General features: G+C 26.7%; 20 protein-coding genes. 11 read left to right on the top strand and 9 right to left on the bottom strand.

Annotated elements, in window-relative coordinates; genetic code table 4:
- Positions 1 to 83: 83 nt before the first annotated feature.
- The 7 genes from der to RRG59_RS00365 all read right to left on the bottom strand — a co-directional run bounded on the left by der (position 84) and on the right by RRG59_RS00365 (position 5295).
- Entirely contained in the window at positions 84 to 1394 is a 1311-nt protein-coding gene (gene der / locus RRG59_RS00395) for a ribosome biogenesis GTPase Der (RefSeq protein WP_322902382.1), read from the bottom strand.
- The gene (cmk, locus tag RRG59_RS00390) at positions 1394 to 2059 is read right to left on the bottom strand and encodes a (d)CMP kinase (protein ID WP_322902379.1); all 666 of its coding nucleotides are present in this window, start codon (positions 2057 to 2059) and stop codon (positions 1394 to 1396) included. Before cmk ends, der begins: the two co-directional genes overlap by 1 nt.
- A 10-nt stretch (positions 2060 to 2069) precedes the next feature.
- Positions 2070 to 2417, bottom strand: a complete 348-nt coding sequence (locus tag RRG59_RS00385; protein ID WP_322902377.1) for a hypothetical protein — start codon at positions 2415 to 2417, stop codon at positions 2070 to 2072.
- 46 nt (positions 2418 to 2463) lie between these two features.
- On the bottom strand, positions 2464 to 2748 hold the full coding sequence (locus tag RRG59_RS00380) for a hypothetical protein (RefSeq protein WP_322902375.1): 285 nt from the start codon (positions 2746 to 2748) through the stop codon (positions 2464 to 2466).
- A 26-nt stretch (positions 2749 to 2774) separates the two neighbouring features.
- Positions 2775 to 4223 carry an Ig-specific serine endopeptidase MIP gene (gene mip, locus RRG59_RS04030; RefSeq protein ID WP_419198147.1) on the bottom strand — a complete coding sequence of 483 codons (1449 nt, stop codon included), beginning with the start codon at positions 4221 to 4223 and terminating at the stop codon, positions 2775 to 2777.
- Positions 4148 to 5017 (bottom strand): hypothetical protein, encoded by an 870-nt coding sequence (locus RRG59_RS00370; RefSeq protein WP_322902374.1) that lies wholly within the window; start codon positions 5015 to 5017, stop codon positions 4148 to 4150. The genes mip and RRG59_RS00370 overlap by 76 nt, the downstream gene beginning before the upstream one ends.
- 116 nt (positions 5018 to 5133) lie before the next feature.
- Positions 5134 to 5295 (bottom strand): hypothetical protein, encoded by a 162-nt coding sequence (locus RRG59_RS00365; protein ID WP_322900490.1) that lies wholly within the window; start codon positions 5293 to 5295, stop codon positions 5134 to 5136.
- 184 nt (positions 5296 to 5479) lie between these two features.
- Between RRG59_RS00365 and RRG59_RS00360 the strand changes: the two genes are divergently transcribed.
- The 11 genes from RRG59_RS00360 to rplA all read left to right on the top strand — a co-directional run bounded on the left by RRG59_RS00360 (position 5480) and on the right by rplA (position 15195).
- The gene (locus RRG59_RS00360; protein WP_322902372.1) at positions 5480 to 7762 is read left to right on the top strand and encodes an MYPU_1760 family metalloprotease; all 2283 of its coding nucleotides are present in this window, start codon (positions 5480 to 5482) and stop codon (positions 7760 to 7762) included.
- Between the two features lies 1 nt (position 7763).
- Complete coding sequence (locus tag RRG59_RS00355) at positions 7764 to 8423, top strand: DUF402 domain-containing protein (protein WP_036430562.1); 660 nt, start codon at positions 7764 to 7766, stop codon at positions 8421 to 8423.
- A gap of 10 nt (positions 8424 to 8433) precedes the next feature.
- The gene (locus tag RRG59_RS00350; protein ID WP_322902370.1) at positions 8434 to 8850 is read left to right on the top strand and encodes a Dps family protein; all 417 of its coding nucleotides are present in this window, start codon (positions 8434 to 8436) and stop codon (positions 8848 to 8850) included.
- Between the two features lie 212 nt (positions 8851 to 9062).
- A complete protein-coding gene (rpsL, locus tag RRG59_RS00345; RefSeq protein ID WP_036430558.1) occupies positions 9063 to 9476 on the top strand; it encodes a 30S ribosomal protein S12 in 414 nt (137 codons plus the stop codon).
- 40 nt (positions 9477 to 9516) lie between these two features.
- Positions 9517 to 9987: a 30S ribosomal protein S7 gene (rpsG, locus tag RRG59_RS00340; protein WP_036430556.1), complete on the top strand. Its 471-nt coding sequence runs from the start codon at positions 9517 to 9519 to the stop codon at positions 9985 to 9987.
- A 23-nt stretch (positions 9988 to 10010) separates the two neighbouring features.
- The gene (gene fusA / locus RRG59_RS00335) at positions 10011 to 12101 is read left to right on the top strand and encodes an elongation factor G (protein ID WP_322902369.1); all 2091 of its coding nucleotides are present in this window, start codon (positions 10011 to 10013) and stop codon (positions 12099 to 12101) included.
- 121 nt (positions 12102 to 12222) lie between these two features.
- Positions 12223 to 12549 carry a hypothetical protein gene (locus RRG59_RS00330; RefSeq protein ID WP_322902368.1) on the top strand — a complete coding sequence of 109 codons (327 nt, stop codon included), beginning with the start codon at positions 12223 to 12225 and terminating at the stop codon, positions 12547 to 12549.
- 11 nt (positions 12550 to 12560) lie between these two features.
- A complete protein-coding gene (locus tag RRG59_RS00325; RefSeq protein ID WP_322902366.1) occupies positions 12561 to 12809 on the top strand; it encodes a hypothetical protein in 249 nt (82 codons plus the stop codon).
- Between the two features lie 319 nt (positions 12810 to 13128).
- The gene (locus RRG59_RS00320; RefSeq protein ID WP_322902364.1) at positions 13129 to 13722 is read left to right on the top strand and encodes a hypothetical protein; all 594 of its coding nucleotides are present in this window, start codon (positions 13129 to 13131) and stop codon (positions 13720 to 13722) included.
- 181 nt (positions 13723 to 13903) lie between these two features.
- Positions 13904 to 14500 carry a 50S ribosomal protein L11 gene (rplK, locus tag RRG59_RS00315; protein ID WP_322902362.1) on the top strand — a complete coding sequence of 199 codons (597 nt, stop codon included), beginning with the start codon at positions 13904 to 13906 and terminating at the stop codon, positions 14498 to 14500.
- Positions 14500 to 15195, top strand: coding sequence for a 50S ribosomal protein L1 (rplA, locus tag RRG59_RS00310; protein ID WP_036430547.1), 696 nt, complete (start codon positions 14500 to 14502; stop codon positions 15193 to 15195). The genes rplK and rplA overlap by 1 nt, the downstream gene beginning before the upstream one ends.
- Before the next feature lie 38 nt (positions 15196 to 15233).
- Here rplA and RRG59_RS00305 read toward each other — a convergent pair whose 3' ends face one another.
- Together RRG59_RS00305 and RRG59_RS00300 are read right to left on the bottom strand one after the other, a co-directional pair.
- Positions 15234 to 15962, bottom strand: coding sequence for a class I SAM-dependent methyltransferase (locus RRG59_RS00305; RefSeq protein ID WP_322902361.1), 729 nt, complete (start codon positions 15960 to 15962; stop codon positions 15234 to 15236).
- Complete coding sequence (locus RRG59_RS00300) at positions 15952 to 17526, bottom strand: LppA-related lipoprotein (protein ID WP_322902359.1); 1575 nt, start codon at positions 17524 to 17526, stop codon at positions 15952 to 15954. The genes RRG59_RS00305 and RRG59_RS00300 overlap by 11 nt, the downstream gene beginning before the upstream one ends.
- Positions 17527 to 17580 lie beyond the last annotated feature (54 nt).

Genomic DNA, 17580 nt, shown 5'->3' with positions numbered 1-17580 from the left:
AGGAGTTTAAGTATTTTTTTAATAAATAAGTGGGAAACTAACAAAAGAATTATTAGAAATTTTATAGTCTAATTTTATGAAATTTAATCTAATGCATTATTTTTATTTTTAAAATTCATTTTAATAGGACAACCTTTAAAATTAAAAGTTGATCTTAACTGGTTTTCAAGAAATCTTTGATATGAAAAGTGGAGAAACTTTTTATTATTTACAAAAAAAGTAAATGTAGGAATTTTTGCTAATTCCTTACGAGCATAATATATGTTTAATCTACCACCATTAAATGGTTGAGCTGGTTGAATTAGTTGAGTTTCTAAAATTAAGTTTGATATTAAAGAAGGTTTTATATCTCTTTGAAGGTTTTCCCTTACTTCATTTAAAGTAGAAATCAACTTATTTATTCTCTGGTTAAACTTAGCAGAAATAAAGACAAATGGAACTCAAGGAACAAAGTGGAATTTGTTTCTGAGTTTCTTTTCAAAATCAGACATTGTGTTAGTTTCTTTTTCTACTAAATCTCATTTATTGATAACTATAATAATTGGTTTTTCATTTTCTAATGCATAACCAATTATTCTAGAATCAAAGTGTGATATTTCCTCTTGTGTTGCATCTATTACTATCAAGGATAAATCTGCTTCTGAAAGAGAATTCATGGCTCTCATTAATGCATAGTGATCAACGCTTTCAATAAGTTTTGATTTACGTGTAATTCCAGCTGTGTCTATGATGTTATATCATTTGTTTTCGATTTCTACTTGTGATTTAACACTATCTCTTGTTGTTCCAGGTATATTAGAAACAATTGATCTATATTCTTTGCTTAAATTATTTAATAAAGAACTTTTACCTGCATTAGGTTTTCCGATAATAGCAAGGTTAAATAATTCTTGATTATCATCAGAAGAAAAATCTAAAAATTCAGTAGCTTTATCTAAAACCTCACCAATTCCTTCACCGTGTAATGCTGATATAGGGTATATATAGTCAGCACCTAGTTTGTATCATCCATAATCAAATTCTTGATTATTTTCTAATTTATTAGCAACAGCTATTATAGGTTTATTACTTTTACGTAATATGTTCATTATAAACATATCATCATTTGTAATTTCGTTTGTTCCATCAAATAAAAAAATAATAACATCTGCTTCTTCTATTGCTATTTTAGCCTGAATTTGTATTTGTTCTTGGAATGGTTTGTTTTCTATTTCTATTCCACCGGTATCAATCAATTTTATTTCATTACCAAGTCAATTAATTTTTTCATATAATCTATCTCTTGTTACACCTGGTTGGTCATAAACTATAGATATTTTTTTACCTATAATTCTGTTAAATAAAGTACTTTTTCCAACATTGGGTTTACCAATTATTGCAACAGTATTTTTCATTAATTAATCCTTTCATTAACAAGATTAATTATTTTTTGAACAACTTCTTCAATTGTTAATTCAGTACAGTCTATATATACAGCATCCTCTGTTTTGTGTAACGGATCAAAATCTCTGTTCATATCTTGCTCATCACGTTTCTTTACTTCATATAATATTTCTTTATATTCAGTGTTAAAACCCAGTTCTGCATTTTGTTTAACTCTACGTTTAGCTCTTTCTTCGGCTTGAGCCCATAAAAATATCTTAACTTCAGCATGAGGCATTATTCTAAAAGTAGTGTCTCTTCCATCAATAATATAACCTTTTTTTCTTTTAGTCATTTGTTGAAGGTAATTAACTACGAATTGACGAACTTCTGGTATTTTAGCAACATTTGGTGTTATTTGAGATATATAATCAGCTCTTATATCTTTTGATATTTCAATACCATTTAACTCAATTTTATCCCCGTCTAATAATTTAATCATCCCTTCTTTTAGTGTTGCAATAACACCTTTATCATCGCGAGAATCCACTTTATTATCAACTACATTTTTAGCAATTGCTCGATATACACTACCACTGTTGATAAAGTTATATCCTAATCGCTTTGCTATTTCTTTTGATACTGTTGATTTACCTACTCCACTAGGTCCATCAATTGCTATGTTAACTTTTTTCATTTTTACCTTCCTATTTTAAATCTAATATTTCTTTTATTTTGTTTAATTCATCTTGGTTACATAAATCAAAATCATTAATAAAAATATCATTAGGTGTAATTAATGATATTTTTAAATCTATAAATGAACTAATAATTTCATTTAATTCATCACTAAATTTAAAACTAGAAAAGTCTTTCAATTTAGGTTTTAATGATATTTTTTTTATGTCAAATGAATAATCTTGATCAATATTTTTTTTAAATCAATTTAAATTATTTAAAAACTCCTGATTTTCAACTAAGGACACAAAAACAAGGTTTTCATCAACCTGGTTTTCATTCTTTTCTGTTGTAAAATCAGAAGTCTTAAAATTCATAATGTTATTTTACTTTATTTTGAAATTATTGCTAATTTTTTTTAAATTATTTATCTTTTAGTGGATTTATTAATTCATCTTCAAATCTAAATTCATTAGGTATTTGAGAATCATCTAAATCGTTAGGGAATAAGTTAGTTTGAATATTTTGTGTTTTGTATAGTTCTTTTAATGCTTGTCTATAGGAATTTTTTTGTGTTTTTCCACCACCATAAATTAAGTCATATTGAGGTAAATTATATGTACCAAATAAACCATTATAATCATAACCTTCAGATCTGAACGCAGCAGCTAGACCAGTTTTAGTTGATTCATTAGCTGAATGAAACACAGCGACTAATTCATTATTTTGAGTTCTTACAGAAGAACAGATGCTCCTCCATAAGGAACATATCATCTAGGCATATATTGTAAACCAAATGCTACATAATCTTTGTTACCTGCAGATGATTTATATAAGTTTGAACCAATTCTTGGTGCAGATAAGAATGCATCGTTTATTCCGGCTTTATTTTTAAAAGTACGATAACCTATATTATAAGATAGTCAGTTTCCACGGTTTAGTCTTTCAATAATTTTTGCATTTCTATCATCATCTTCACCCAGATTAATTTTATAAAATGTATAATCTGCATTTGTTCATAAAGAATAATCATATTGAATAAATTTTAATTGATCATCATCTACATATGGTTCTAGAAAATGATCTCTGACAGCTAATGGATACCCTAAAATAAACAACTGGTCAATCGAGTTAAAATCAAAGTTTTCTGAATTTCTAGTTCTTAAAGGAAAATTAATTTTGTCATAGTTTTTTAAATATGATTCATTTTTAAATTTTATTTGATTTTCTTTATTTTCTTCAGATGCATAATCATTGGTTATTATTCTTGCAAATTCTGATTTATCTCTTTCAAAAGTATTATTTGTATCTTTTTCAAAATCGATTTCTAAAACAGCAAAATCTAAAAATTCTTCAACATTTTCATATGCTTGTTTTTGGTCGTTAGTTAAAAAATCTTTTGGAGAAGTTGTTAAATAATCACGTCCATCAAAAACTCTTTTAATTGATTCGGGTTTAAAATAAAATGATGTAAATTTATCGGTATCCAGATTAATTAATTTTAATGTATTTAAAATTCCGATTTCTTTGTTTAATCTTACTAAACTATAACTATTAAATGATCCTTCTATCATTGCATCAGCAACATGTAAATTAGTTCCAAAATAGAACTTAGGTGGATATTTACCATCTGATCTTTTTTGATAATCCATTAATCATATTGTTCCTGATTCACCAGAAGACTGGTCTAACATACCATCTGCGTTTGTTCTACCTATATTGATATCTTCTAATAAACTATTTTTAGAAGTAGGAATTAAATTTGAATTATTAACATAGTCTTTTAATACTGATTTTTTAATTTCTTCAATTTCTTGTTCGGATTTAATTTTTAGTAATTCTTCATTTACTTTAGTTTTTAATTTTACTGCTGTAGAAATATTATATGGTTCAGTCACAGAATTAGCAAAATTTGTTAATTCTGTTTTAGTATTGCTATCTTCAAGTTTTTTAACAATATCTTTGTAAAAGATAGTTGTTCTTTGATCTCTATCAGCGATTTTACCATTGTGTAATGGCACAGGAATTTTAGTTCCTGAAAAACCAATATGAAATGTTTGCTTAGCTTTTCTTACATAATTTTCATTTGTTATTGTTCTTGCTAAACCTAAAATTTTATTATGGTTTTTTCCGATTGAATCAACTCAACTTGGAGCTTTGATTGGTTCTGGTTGATTATAAATAGATAATCCTTGGACTGTTCCATCATAGTTATATTTTGGAAACCAAATCCTTTTCAAGCAGCACTTTCATAATTTGATAAACCTAATTTGTCTGCTAAATCATTATATTTTTTAATATTATCTTGATTGTTAGATACTAACTCTGGTCTTCTTTTATTTAATGTATCGATTTCCCTACCTGCTAATTGTCTTTTTAAAACATTTAAATATTTTTCATCATCTAATTTAAATCTCTCATCTTGATTTGATTCATAATAAAGCTCTAAATCACTTTTTAAATCCTCATTAGGTTCTTCTAAAAAAGTACCATTTTCATCAACTCCTAGTGGATTAGATTTTAAACCAGATAAATTAACTTTAACTGTTTGACTAAAATTGTTTAATTTATTTTTAAAATTAATATATGCAGTTAGATTACCTGTTTTATTATCGTTTTTAGCACGAGTAAATGAAGCAGTAAATCTAGTGGGAGTACCTTGAATAGCTCATTGTAATTCTGGATTAATAATGATTGTTCAATTTCCAGAATTTTGGACAATGGTACTAGGGAGAACATCTAACATTGTTCTTCTACTAAATCCCCCTGTTTCTACAATTGTAAAGTGTTTTGAATATGTTGGTCTGCTTGTAATTTCATTAAAAATAGAAATTGCTTCTCTTACACTTTCTCCATTGATATCATTTTGTTTTTCGAGATCTGAATAGATTTTGTTTTGTATTATAGAAAGCATTTCTTTTGTTGTAGCTTTATCAATTTGGGATTGATAATCCTTTTTGTTTTTTAATTGATCCAATAAAGAAATTGTTTTAATTTTAACTTCATCAAAAGAAGCACTTTGAAATTCATCATTAATTGCTTTATTTATTTCTACTTCTAGTTTTTGTAATTGTTCACTTGTAGCACTAGTATTTATAGCATTTTCAAAACCTTTTTATCTTTTAGTTGAGAAATTTTAGATAATAATTTATTCTTATAATCTTGTACACTTATTTCATTTTTTTTATTTGGTTCTTTTTGCTCTTCAGAACAAGACATAGCTATTGAACTTATAGCAATAGGTGATAATAGCAAAGGAATTTTTTTCAGATATTTTTTTCATAACTTCCCAAATAACTAATCATTATATTTATATTATATTACTTTATAATAATATATATTTAAAGTAAAATTTCTTGAATATAGCAAAAAAATTATTTTTGTATTTTATAAATAAATTAATTAATAAATTTATTAAAATTTATGAGTAAGGATTGACATGAAAAAAATAAGAAAACATATTAAAAAAATAATTGGAATTTCTTTCTTAAGTTCCTTAATATTTCCTATTTCAAGTAGCTGTAATTTATTAGAGAATATAATTAGTTTTATTCCGACTGATGATGAAAAACAACCAAAAGATTCTGAATCAGAACCTATTATTTCAATTAATCCTGAACCAATTGTAGAACCGCATAATCCTATGATTACACCACCCCCATCAAATGATTTAGGTTTTTCTCATGAATCTAACTTTTTCTTCGGTAACATATTAAAAATTAATGAAAACGAAGTTTATTTACCAAAATCTTATACACAAGAAGAAAAAAATAGTGCTTTAGATTATTACAATAGAACTTCTATAAAAAATATTAATGATATTAAAGAAGAAAAAGATTCTAATAATAGATTTTATTTACAATATTCTGACCCTTATACAAAAATAATTTTTAGAGATTATAGTTATCATACAGATGGTGATGGTAATAATAGGTATTTACTAGGTAGAAATGGATTAGTTTATTTAGCGCAAGAGTTCAAAAGAAAAGTGCCATTTGGAACTGAAGTTTTTGACTTAGAAGCAATTAATGTAAATGATTTTAATGTAATTAGTGATAAAGCAAATGGTTTATATATTTCTAATACAAAGAACATTTATATTAATGGTTCTATATATGCAGAAAAAGGTTTTAATTTATATGAAATAATTGGTGGCTTAATGCCGACTGTATTTCACGAATATATGCACCATTGATCTGCTTCGTATCCAGAAACTGCACTTAGAACAAGTCCTGAAAAAAATATTGACGAGACAATTACAATAAACGATAAAAATCATACTCCAATTTATTATAATCCATATGGTGAATCTCACGAAAATCACACTCATGGTTCAAAACAGTATTGAGATTCTTATTTTGCAAATAATTTTTACACTTTATTAAATTATGACGTTGATAAAAAAGGTTATATTACTAGAAATGACTTAGAAGTGTTTGATTTTGCTCGTGCTTGATCTCCTAGTTCTCTACCTGTTGAATCAGAGAAGTTTTTATATAGAAGACTAAGTCCAAAAAGTATTTGAGACATAGCAAATTCTGGTACTGTTTCACCGGAAAATGCAAGAGCTGTAAATTATGGTGAATTATATTATTCTCCATCTGGTTCATTTTCAACTGATTACAAAAAAATTAAATATAACTATTCTTTAACAGAATTATTACCAAGAGAATATACAAAGTATGCTTTTGAATCTTATTTTTCAATGAATGATGAAAATAAAGCAGCAGAAAATGCACAAAAAAAATTACCAAGCATTTCTTGATTCGGAATTCATTACTTTAAAAAATCTAATTCTTCTGATTCTATTGAAGCTGCATATTTTTCTCCATCTGCTAACGCAGAAGATTGATCAAAAGTTTATTTAAATAACTTTGATAGTTCTCGTAGACAATTTATGTTTAAAGATGGACACACAGTTGAAACAGAAGGTAATTATGCAGGTAGAGCAATAAATGCCACTATGACACCTAATTCAGTTTTTGATATAAGTCCATATAGATATGATGAAGTTCAAAGAAGAAGAATCGGAACAAATGTTTTAGGTAATCCAATTATTAGAAATGTTAGAAAAATTAATGAACTAGATAAATCAAAAACAAAATCTAGATCGCAAGAGTTTTATGATTTATTTTTAAACACAATGGGTTACGGAAAAACTATTTCACAAATTTATTATGAATCTGACTGAAAATGAGTAAGTAGAGGTTCAGTTAATGTAGATAATACAAAAGCAAATAAAGTTAAATTTGCAGGTTATTTAAAAGACAAAAAATATGAAGGTATTGTAGTTAAGGATAGAGAAAACAATATAATAGGTCAAAGTTATATAAATTATTATGATGCTTTTTCTTTCTTTGGTCATAAAGAATTTGACCAAGGAGCAAAAATGGTACAAAATAATGAAATTACACAGGATCGTCAAAAACAAATAAACAATAGACTATATCCAGGAACTTCAAAAGAAAATAATTTAAATGAACACTTTTATTCATACATTTCAAATGCTTTTATAAATGTTGAAGATGATGCAACTATATATATGTGAGATGATAAAAATCAAAATTCAATTGTTGATGAAGGAGAATTAGAAGATTCAGAAATTAATCTACCTACTTCAAGAGATATAACAACTACTAGAGGTTGAAATGTAAAAGAACCTGTCTTTAAGAAATATAAAGTTATAAACGAAAATGGACAGATAAAAATAAAAATAGTTTAATATGAAATGAAATTTTACTGATATAAAAGTTGGTATGCAAATAAATGTTCAAGCATACAAACATAATGGTTTTTTATATCGTCAATGAAGTCAAGCAAAAGTTATATTTCACAATAAAAGACATATAGTTTTATCTTTAAAAGGAACAAAAGTTATTGAAATTCAAAAAAATTCTAATGGATGAAAATACAATGATGATGCACTTTGATTTATACCTAAATATTCAATGTATAACTCTATAGTTATGATAAAGAAAAATATTGGAAATTCTTATTATATTAATTTATCTTCATATCCTATATTTGAAGATAATACGATTAAATTTATTGATTATGATTTAGACTGTAAGAGTTATCCAAACAAGGATTTACAAATCGTTGATAGAGAAGAATTTAAAGTTAATTCAGAAAAATATAGTTATCCAAAAAAACTTAAAGAATTAATCTTTGATTCAGTTAATGAAATAGTTAATTTTTATAATAATGAACAATATTTTTTTAGTGAAGAAATTATTCTATATTACCTAGAAATAATGCTAAAAGAAAAGTTAATTGATGAAAGAACTTTTTTGGGTTATTATAAAACCTTTAATAAAAACTATAATGAAGAAACAGAGATGTTTAAACAAATAAATAAAAATAAAAAATCATTTAAAATTTAGAAAGGTTATTATGAAAGAAATACAAGAATTAAAAAAATTACAAGCAAATTTACAAGTTTTTTATCAAAAATTAAGTAATATACATTGAAATATTAAAGGACTTGAATTCTTTGAAATACATAAAGAAGTTGATAAATTAAGAAATGAAGTTAATGATTTTGTTGATGAAGTAGCAGAAAAAATATTAATGAAAAATAATTTAGCTCTAGGTTCGTATAATGAAGTTTTAAAATTAAGTTCACTTAATGAACTAACAAGTCAAGAATTTGAATATGAACAAGCAACAAAAAATATTATTAATGATTTAAATTTCATATTAATTGGTATTGAAGAATTCGAATGAAGCAAAAGAGTTCAGCCGTTAATTGATGAAGTTTTACTAACATTTGATAAATGATTATGACAATTTTCAAAATTAATTAAATAAAATTCTTAAATTTGTTAAGAATTTTATTTTTTTATTTAATATTTGGAATTTTATTATTAACATAATAACTTTTATCCCTAAATATAAGGGTTAAAAAAAATAAAAATATGAAACACACGGAGGTGTTGTTAGGGTATAATTATAAAGCTAATTTATTTTGAAATAGCTATATTATTAAATTTATAAATGTAATATGTTAAAGGAAGGAAATAATGCCAACAACAAACCAATTAGTTAATAGTGGTCGTAGTTCAAAAATTAAAAAACAAAATGCACCTGCATTAAGTTTAAGCTACAACTCATTAATTAAAAAATCTAAAAAAATGGCTTCGCCATTTAAACGTGGTGTATGTACACGTGTTGCTACAATGACACCTAAAAAACCTAACTCAGCATTACGTAAATATGCTCGTGTTAAATTATCAAACACAATGGAAGTAACAGCATATATCCCTGGAGAAGGACACAACTTACAAGAACACTCAGTTGTTTTAATTCGTGGTGGTCGTGTTAAAGACTTACCGGGGGTTAGATACCACATTGTTCGTGGAACACAAGATGCAGCCGGAGTTACAAAACGTAACCAAGGTCGTAGTTTATATGGAACTAAAAAGGCTAAAAAATAAGCATATATTTAGTTAAAAAAATTATCAATTAGGAGGACAAATGTCAAGAAAAAAGAGTGCACCAATCCGTGAAGTACTTGCAGATCCAGTTTTCAATTCTGTAGTCGTAACTAAATTAATTAACCAAATTATGCTTGACGGAAAAAAATCAATAGCACAAGATATTTTATATTCAGCTTTTACATTAATTAAAAATAAAACAAACAAAGAACCAATGGAAGTATTTTTAGCAGCAGTTGAAAATATTACTCCACAATTAGAAATTAGAACAAGAAGAATTGGTGGAACTAACTATCAAGTTCCTACTGAAGTTCCTGCTCGTAGAAAACAAACATTAGCATTAAGATGATTAGTACAATATGCTAGATTAAGAAACGAAAAAACAATGGATGTTCGTTTAGCTAATGAAATTATAGATGCATCAAACAAAACAGGTGGAGCAATTAAAAAACGTGAAGATACACATAAAATGGCTGAAGCAAACCGTGCTTTTGCTCACTTTAGATGATAATCTTCTAGTTATTTAATTTAAATATGGCAAGAGATTACGATTTAAAAGATTACCGTAATATCGGTATCATGGCCCACATTGATGCAGGGAAAACAACAACAACAGAAAGAATTCTATTCCATACAGGTAAAATTCACAAAATAGGTGAAACACATGATGGTGGTTCACAAATGGACTGAATGGAACAAGAAAAAGAAAGAGGGATTACAATTACCTCTGCTGCTACCACAGCTTTCTGAAAAGGAAAAAGAATTAATATTATTGATACACCAGGGCACGTTGACTTTACAATTGAAGTTGAACGTTCATTACGTGTTTTAGATGGTGCAGTAGCAGTTTTAGATGCTCAATCAGGAGTTGAACCTCAAACAGAAACAGTTTGAAGACAAGCAACAAACTATAAAGTACCACGTATTGTTTATGTTAATAAAATGGATAAAGCAGGTGCTGATTTTGCTGCTTCTGTTGCTTCAGTTAAACAACGTTTAGGTGGAAATGCAGTTGCTATTCAATGACCTATAGGGGCTGAATCAGATTTTAAAGGTTTAATAGATTTAGTTACCAGAGAAGCATACACATATAATGGTGAAGCACAAGAAGAAGAATTTGCTACAGCAATTCCAGAGGAATTAAAAGATACAGTAGAAATTAAACGTCAAGAATTATTAGAAGTAGTTGCTGCTTTTGATGATGAATTAATGATGAAAGTTTTAGAAGGTGGTGAAGTAGAAATTCCTGCTTTCAAAGAAGCTATTAGAAAAGCTACATTAACATCAGAATTTTTCCCAGTGGTATGTGGAACATCATTCAAAAACAAAGGTGTTAAAAAAATGATTGATGCAGTTGTAGATTACTTACCATCTCCTTTAGATATTCCTGCTATTAAAGCTCATAAAGGTGAAGAAGAAGTTAGTGTTGAAGCAACAGATGAAGGAGATTTTGCTGCTTTAGCATTTAAAGTAATGAACGATCCATTTGTTGGTTCATTAACATTCTTCCGTGTTTACCGTGGAGTTTTAAATAAAGGAAGTTATGTATATAACTCTACAAAAGGTGAAAAAGAACGTATTGGACGTGTATTACAAATGCATGCAAACAGTCGTGTTGAAATAGATGAATGTCGTGCTGGTGATATAGCAGCAGCAGTTGGTCTAAAATACACAACAACTGGAGATACTTTAATTGATGAAAAATCTGAGAAACTAATTCTAGAAAAAATGATTTTCCCAGAACCAGTTATTTCACAAGCTTTAGAACCAGAATCTAAAGCTGCAACAGAAAAATTATCTTTAGGTTTACAAAAACTTGCAGCAGAAGACCCTTCATTTAGAACTTATACTGATGAAGAGACAGGACAAACAATTATTGCAGGTATGGGTGAATTACACTTAGATATCATTGTTGATCGTTTAAAACGTGAATTTGGTGTCCAAGCAAAAGTTGGTGCTCCTCAGGTTTCATATCGTGAAACAATTACTAAATCAGCAGATGTTGAAGGTAAACACATTAAACAATCTGGTGGTAAAGGTCAATATGGACATGTATGAATTAAATTTGAACCAAATCCAGACCAAGGTTTTGAATTTGTAGATAAAATAGTAGGTGGAAAAATTCCAAAAGAATACATTAAATCAATTCAAAAAGGACTTGAAGAAAAAATGGCAGCTGGTATTTTAGCTGGTTACCCAATGATTGACCTAAAAGCAACCTTATTTGATGGTTCATACCATGATGTCGATTCATCAGAATTAGCATATAAAATTGCTGCTTCTAAAGCTCTTACAAAAGCAAAAGATCAAATTGGAACTGTTTTATTAGAACCAATTATGGATGTTTCTGTTGTTGTTCCGTCAGATCATATCGGAGATGTAATAGGTGATTTATCACGTCGTAGAGGATTAGTTAATGACCAAGAACAAAGAAATGATGGAGCAGTAATTGTTAAAGCAATGGTTCCTCTTGCTGAAATGTTCGGATATTCAACAGAACTAAGATCAATGACAAGTGGTCGTGGAACATATCAAATGCAGTTTGATCACTATGAAAAAACACCAAAAAATATAGCTGATGAAATAATTAAACGTAGAAATATTCAATCAAAAGATGAAGATTAATAATTAAAAATACAAGATAATCTCTTGTATTTTTAATTATTAAATGAATAAATTTACTTATATAAATCTTAATAATCAATATAATTTATTCAATACATTATATTAAGAAATTGAGGGTTAAATGAAATATGTAAACGGCAAGAAAATGAAGGAAAATTCAAAAAATAAACTAGATCAATACTTTACCAAAAGAGACATAGCAGAAAAATTATTTAATATCAGTATAGAAGTAATATCAAAATATGAAAACATTAAAGATTATATATGAGTTGAGCCAAGCTCTGGAGATGGTTGTTTCTTTGATTTATTACCTAAAAATAAAAGAATAGGTATAGATTTAGAACCTAGAAGGAGTGATTTAATTAAATCTGACTTTTTAAAATTTGAATTACCTAAAAACAAATTTATTGTCATTGGAAATCCTCCGTTTGGCATCGTGGTGTATTAGCATTAGAATTTATGAATCATTCTATTAATGCTGATTTTATATGTTTTATCTTACCTATGTTTTTTCAAAGCAAAGGAAAAGGAAGTATTCAATACCGCGTTAAAAATCATAATTTGTTACATTCGGAAATACTACCTGAAAATTCTTTTTATACTGTAGATGATAAAAACATAGATGTTAAATGTGTTTTTCAAATATGGTCCAAAAATTATTCAAATCCAGCAAACGAAACATTTAATTGATATAAATACAAAAAATAAAATCCCTTTAAGAAATATTTAGATGTATTTACTGTTTCAACTGCAAAAAATAGAGAGTGTGGAAAAAAATGAATATATGAAGAACAAGCAGACTATTATTTATCTTCTACATTTTATAAAGAAAACAAAGTTGTTAAAAAATTTGAAGATGTTAAATATGGTAGTGGAATAGCAATTAAGATTAATACTACAAATATAAAAGAAAAAAACAAAATTCAAAACTTAATAGAAAAAGAAAATTGAGTTAAATATAGTTCATTAGCTACAAATTCATGTAGACACATAGGTAAAAATCATATTTATGAATTATTATATGATAATGGTTTTGAAAAGGAGTAATTATGTTTGAAAATGATTTAATGTTAAAAATAATTGAAGAAAATACAAAGAATTAAAATTAGATAAAAAGGATATTAACAATATATTTTGAAAAATAGTTGAATTCGAAGGGAATGCTATTGGTTTAATTGGTGAAAAATTTATTAGAGAATTGTTTAATTATTATGGAATAAAAATTCTAAGTAATAACAATAAAACAATACACAATGAATATGATGTTATAGTAGACACGGGTAAAAAGTTATATTTAGAAATTAAAACAGCAAGACAAGGTAGAAAGAATCCAACATTTCAATTTAATGGAATAAATCCTAATTATAATTATGATTATTTAATTTGTATAGGAATTACACAAAGTGAAATTTTATACAAAATCATTTCCAAACATAATGATTTTGTATACATCCATGACAAAACAAACAGAGGTCATTGAGTAAAAATAGATGATGAAAATCAAAAGAAATTAGTTAGTATGAACCCCAATAATAATGTTAATTACAAACTAACTTTAAACATTACAAGCATGAAAAGTATTTCAAACTTTAAAGATGAGATAGTTAATTTAATTAAATAATTTTGTTATTTTTAATGCTATTTTTAAGAGAAATAATTTTATTCTTAATTTATAGACTTTAGGTTTTAAAATATTATTATTTGTTATATAATAACAAAGCAATAATAACATATTGCCTCTACTAGTGGGAGATATAATGTAATATCGCTAGACCACAATTATCGAAAGGATATTTTAATATATGGCAAAAAAAGAAATTCAACGTATTGCTAAATTGCAATTCCCAGCCGGTAAAGCAAAACCTGGACCTTCTTTAGCGGGTGTAGGTGTTAATATGCCAGAATTTACTAAGGCTTTTAACGATGCAACAAGAGACAGGGGTGATGAGCCAGTTCCTGTTCAAATAACAGTTTACAAAGATAAAAGCTTTGAATTTAAGTTATTTACAGCTCCAGCGTCATACAAAATCAAAAAAGCAGCTAAATTACAATCAGGTTCAAAAAATGCTAAAACAACAATAGTTGGAACAATAACAAAAGAACAATTAAAAGAAATTGCTGAATATAAATTACCAGACTTAAACACAAACGATATTCATGCAGCTATGGCTACAGTAGCTGGAACTGCAAAACAAATGGGTGTTTTAGTTGAAGGTTATGATGATATTTTTAAAGCTAAAGCAGAAGCAAAAGCTGCAACTAAAGCTGCTTCACTAGCGGCAGCAAAAGAAGCTGCATTAGAAGCGGATCAAGCTAAATTAGTTGAAACTAAAGGTCAATCAATTGAAGTTAATACAATTTCTGATGAAGAAAAATCAAATGAAGAAGGAGCAGAATAATGGCAAAAAGAATATCAAAAAATTTAAAAAATGCTCGTGAATCTTTTGACAGAACAATTGCTTATGAATTAGATCAAGCAATTGAATTAGCTAAAAAAACTTCTTATGCAAAATTTGATGCTTCTATTGATTTAGCATTTAACTTAAACTTAGACGTCCGTAAAGCAGATCAACAATTACGTGGTGCAATTTTATTACCAAATGGTACAGGTAAGTCAGTAACTGTTTTAGTAGGTACAAATAATGTAGAAAAACAAAAACTATCAAAAGAAGCGGGTGCAGACTTCGTTTTAGATGCTCAAGCATTAGAACAAAAAATTAAAGAAAATGACTTTAATTTTGATGTAATGGTTGTAGACCCTACAATGATGCCTTTATTAGGAAAATACGGAAAAGTTTTAGGTCCAAAAGGTTTAATGCCTAACCCTAAAACAGGTACTGTTACTCCTACTCCTGAAAAAGCTGTTGAAGAACTTAAAAAAGGAAAAGCTAATTATCGTACAGATAAAGCAGGAATTGTACATTCATTAATTGGTAAAGCAAGTATGTCTACTGAAGCATTAGTTGAAAATGCAAAAACACTTATTAATTTAATTAAAAAATTAAAACCAGCAGCAGTTAAAGGAACATATATGTTAAACTTAACTGTATCAGCATCAATGGGACCAAGTGTTAAAGTAAAAATCGAAAAATAATAATGACAAAAAAGAAGATATGAAAATATCTTCTTTTTTTAACTAATCTTTTTAGAACAAATTCAGAAATTAGTATTATCTGAAAATTCTTTAACTAAACTGTTTTCTTTAAAATTCTTATCTCTATTAATAACATCTATTACAGTAAAATTATTATTAATTAGTTCATTCTCTAATTCAGAATGAGAATATAAGTGCAAGAAATCAACCTCATTATTTTCATTTCTAAATAATAAATCACCATATCTTTGGTATTTGAATTCATTAGTCTCATTGATGTTTTCAAACATTCTCCTAGCTTCATATTTTTCTTTATTGAATGCATGAGCAGTGAATATGAATACACCATCTTTTTTTAAATACTTATTAATTAATTTCAATGCATTTAATCTGCTTTTATAATCTGGAATACCAGGATATCCATTAAAGGAAAATAAAATATAATCAAAAGAGTTTTCTTTGTATTTTTGCTTTGATATATCATGGATTGCAAAATTAATTTTAGATTTAAAACTTTTTTTGAATTCATTACATAGTCCAATCATTTCTGGTGAAATATCTATTGCTTTGATATTTTTATAACTTAGTTTTTCCAAAGCAAATGAAGTTCTTCCTGCTCCACAACCAATATCTAAAAGATGACCATCTTTATTTTTAAAATATTTATTAATTAGCTGTTTTTCTGATTCTCATAAACCTATATTTAATGTTGCATTTCCATATTTATACAAAGCAAACTCTGTTCTAAAAGCGTTTTTATTGTTCAAAAGTATCCAAAGGAGTTTGAACTATAACAGGAATTTCGATATATTCTTCTGTTATAAAGTTATCAACTAAGTTATTGTATGATTCCTGGATTGCTATAGATAATCGAACATTAAATGATGCTTCAATAATTTTTTGATTTCTATTATTATCATACTTAATAGAAACATTTAAATTCTTAATAATATCATCTTTTGTATATCTTGTATAAAAAGGATATAGACCAAATTCTTGTGTTAATCCAACCAATGAAGGAACTCTTAAATCAGAATGTCTTAAATTATATGAACCTTTATTGTCAATTATGCTAATAAGCAAATTAGAATAAAGGTTTGATTCTAATAGTTTTAAAGATAATTCACTTAAATGAGAATTCAAGTTGTTAGGTAATTCATTGTTATTTTTAAGTTCAATAATTTTATTTTTTATTGAAGTATTTTTCTTAAGTGATTCTTTTAAATTAGATGGTGTCATAAAGAAACTTAAAACATTATCATTAGGTTTTTCTTTGTTAATTCGTCTAAAACCACTAAAAATAAATTGTTTATTTATACCAGGTTCATCTGAAGGATTTTCATCAGAATCACTAATAAATACCTCTAAACCTAATGTTCCTGTTAAGTCATTATACTTAGCAGCAACAATTTTATACACATATTTAGTTTCGAATTCAGGGTTTTTAGAAAAAAAAGTTTCTTTTAATGCAGCATTAAAACTAGGAGATTTTGAAGTAAATAAATCATTATTTCTATTAATAAGTGCTTCAAAATTAATAATAAAATTATTTTGAGATGTGTTAGATAAATATTCATTAGGTTTTTCTGAATATAACATCATTCTTGCTACAAGAGAAGGGAATAAATTTGTAAGTGATTCATTTAGTTCATTCTGTGTTAAAAAATTATTTTTGTGATTTACTTTGGTGTCATTATATTTAGCAAAACCATTTAATGAAAACACTTTAATAACACTTTGATTGTCTTTAGTAAATTTAATTTTGATATTATTTATAACACCTTCTACTTTATTAGTAGAAACTTCATTAATTTCTACTAATTCAAGATTAAATTCGTTTTTTATTTCTTGTGAAATATTAAGTTCACTTATTAAGGAATTAAAATTTTTCTTTAGCTCTATTCAAGCAGCATCTGAGTGTTTTTGATTATAAAACTTTATGTAAGAAGTTGGGTTTAATTCTAATGGTTCTAAGGAAGTGAAATCCACTTCTTTAGTTTGGTTTGAATTACTTTGTCCATTAGTGTTTGGTTTTTCTTCATTGGTAGGTTCAGAATTTAATTGACCAGAAGTTTCCTTGTCATCATTACCAGGTTTTTGGCTAGGTGTTTCACTGGGTACTTCACTTTGTTTACCACCTGTATTAGTGCTTCCATTCAAACCTTTGTCAGGTTCTAAGTCTTTAGATGGTTCTGAAACAATCTCTACTGGTTTTTCGTTTGTTTCCTTTTCTTTTGGAATTTCTTTTACTTCATTACATGAAGAAGAAACAATAAAAGTTGGTAATAAACCTAAACTTATAAACATTTTTATTGTGTTTTTAATTTTCATTAAAGCATTATACAATAATTTTAATTAAAATGAAAACCAAGAAATATAATAAAA

It is taken from the genome of Mycoplasmopsis felis (assembly GCF_034647055.2).
Lineage (GTDB): Bacteria > Bacillota_I > Bacilli_A > Mycoplasmatales > Metamycoplasmataceae > Mycoplasmopsis > Mycoplasmopsis felis.
Note: the sequence above shows the minus strand (reverse complement) of the source record. Positions and strands in the feature narration are given on the sequence as shown.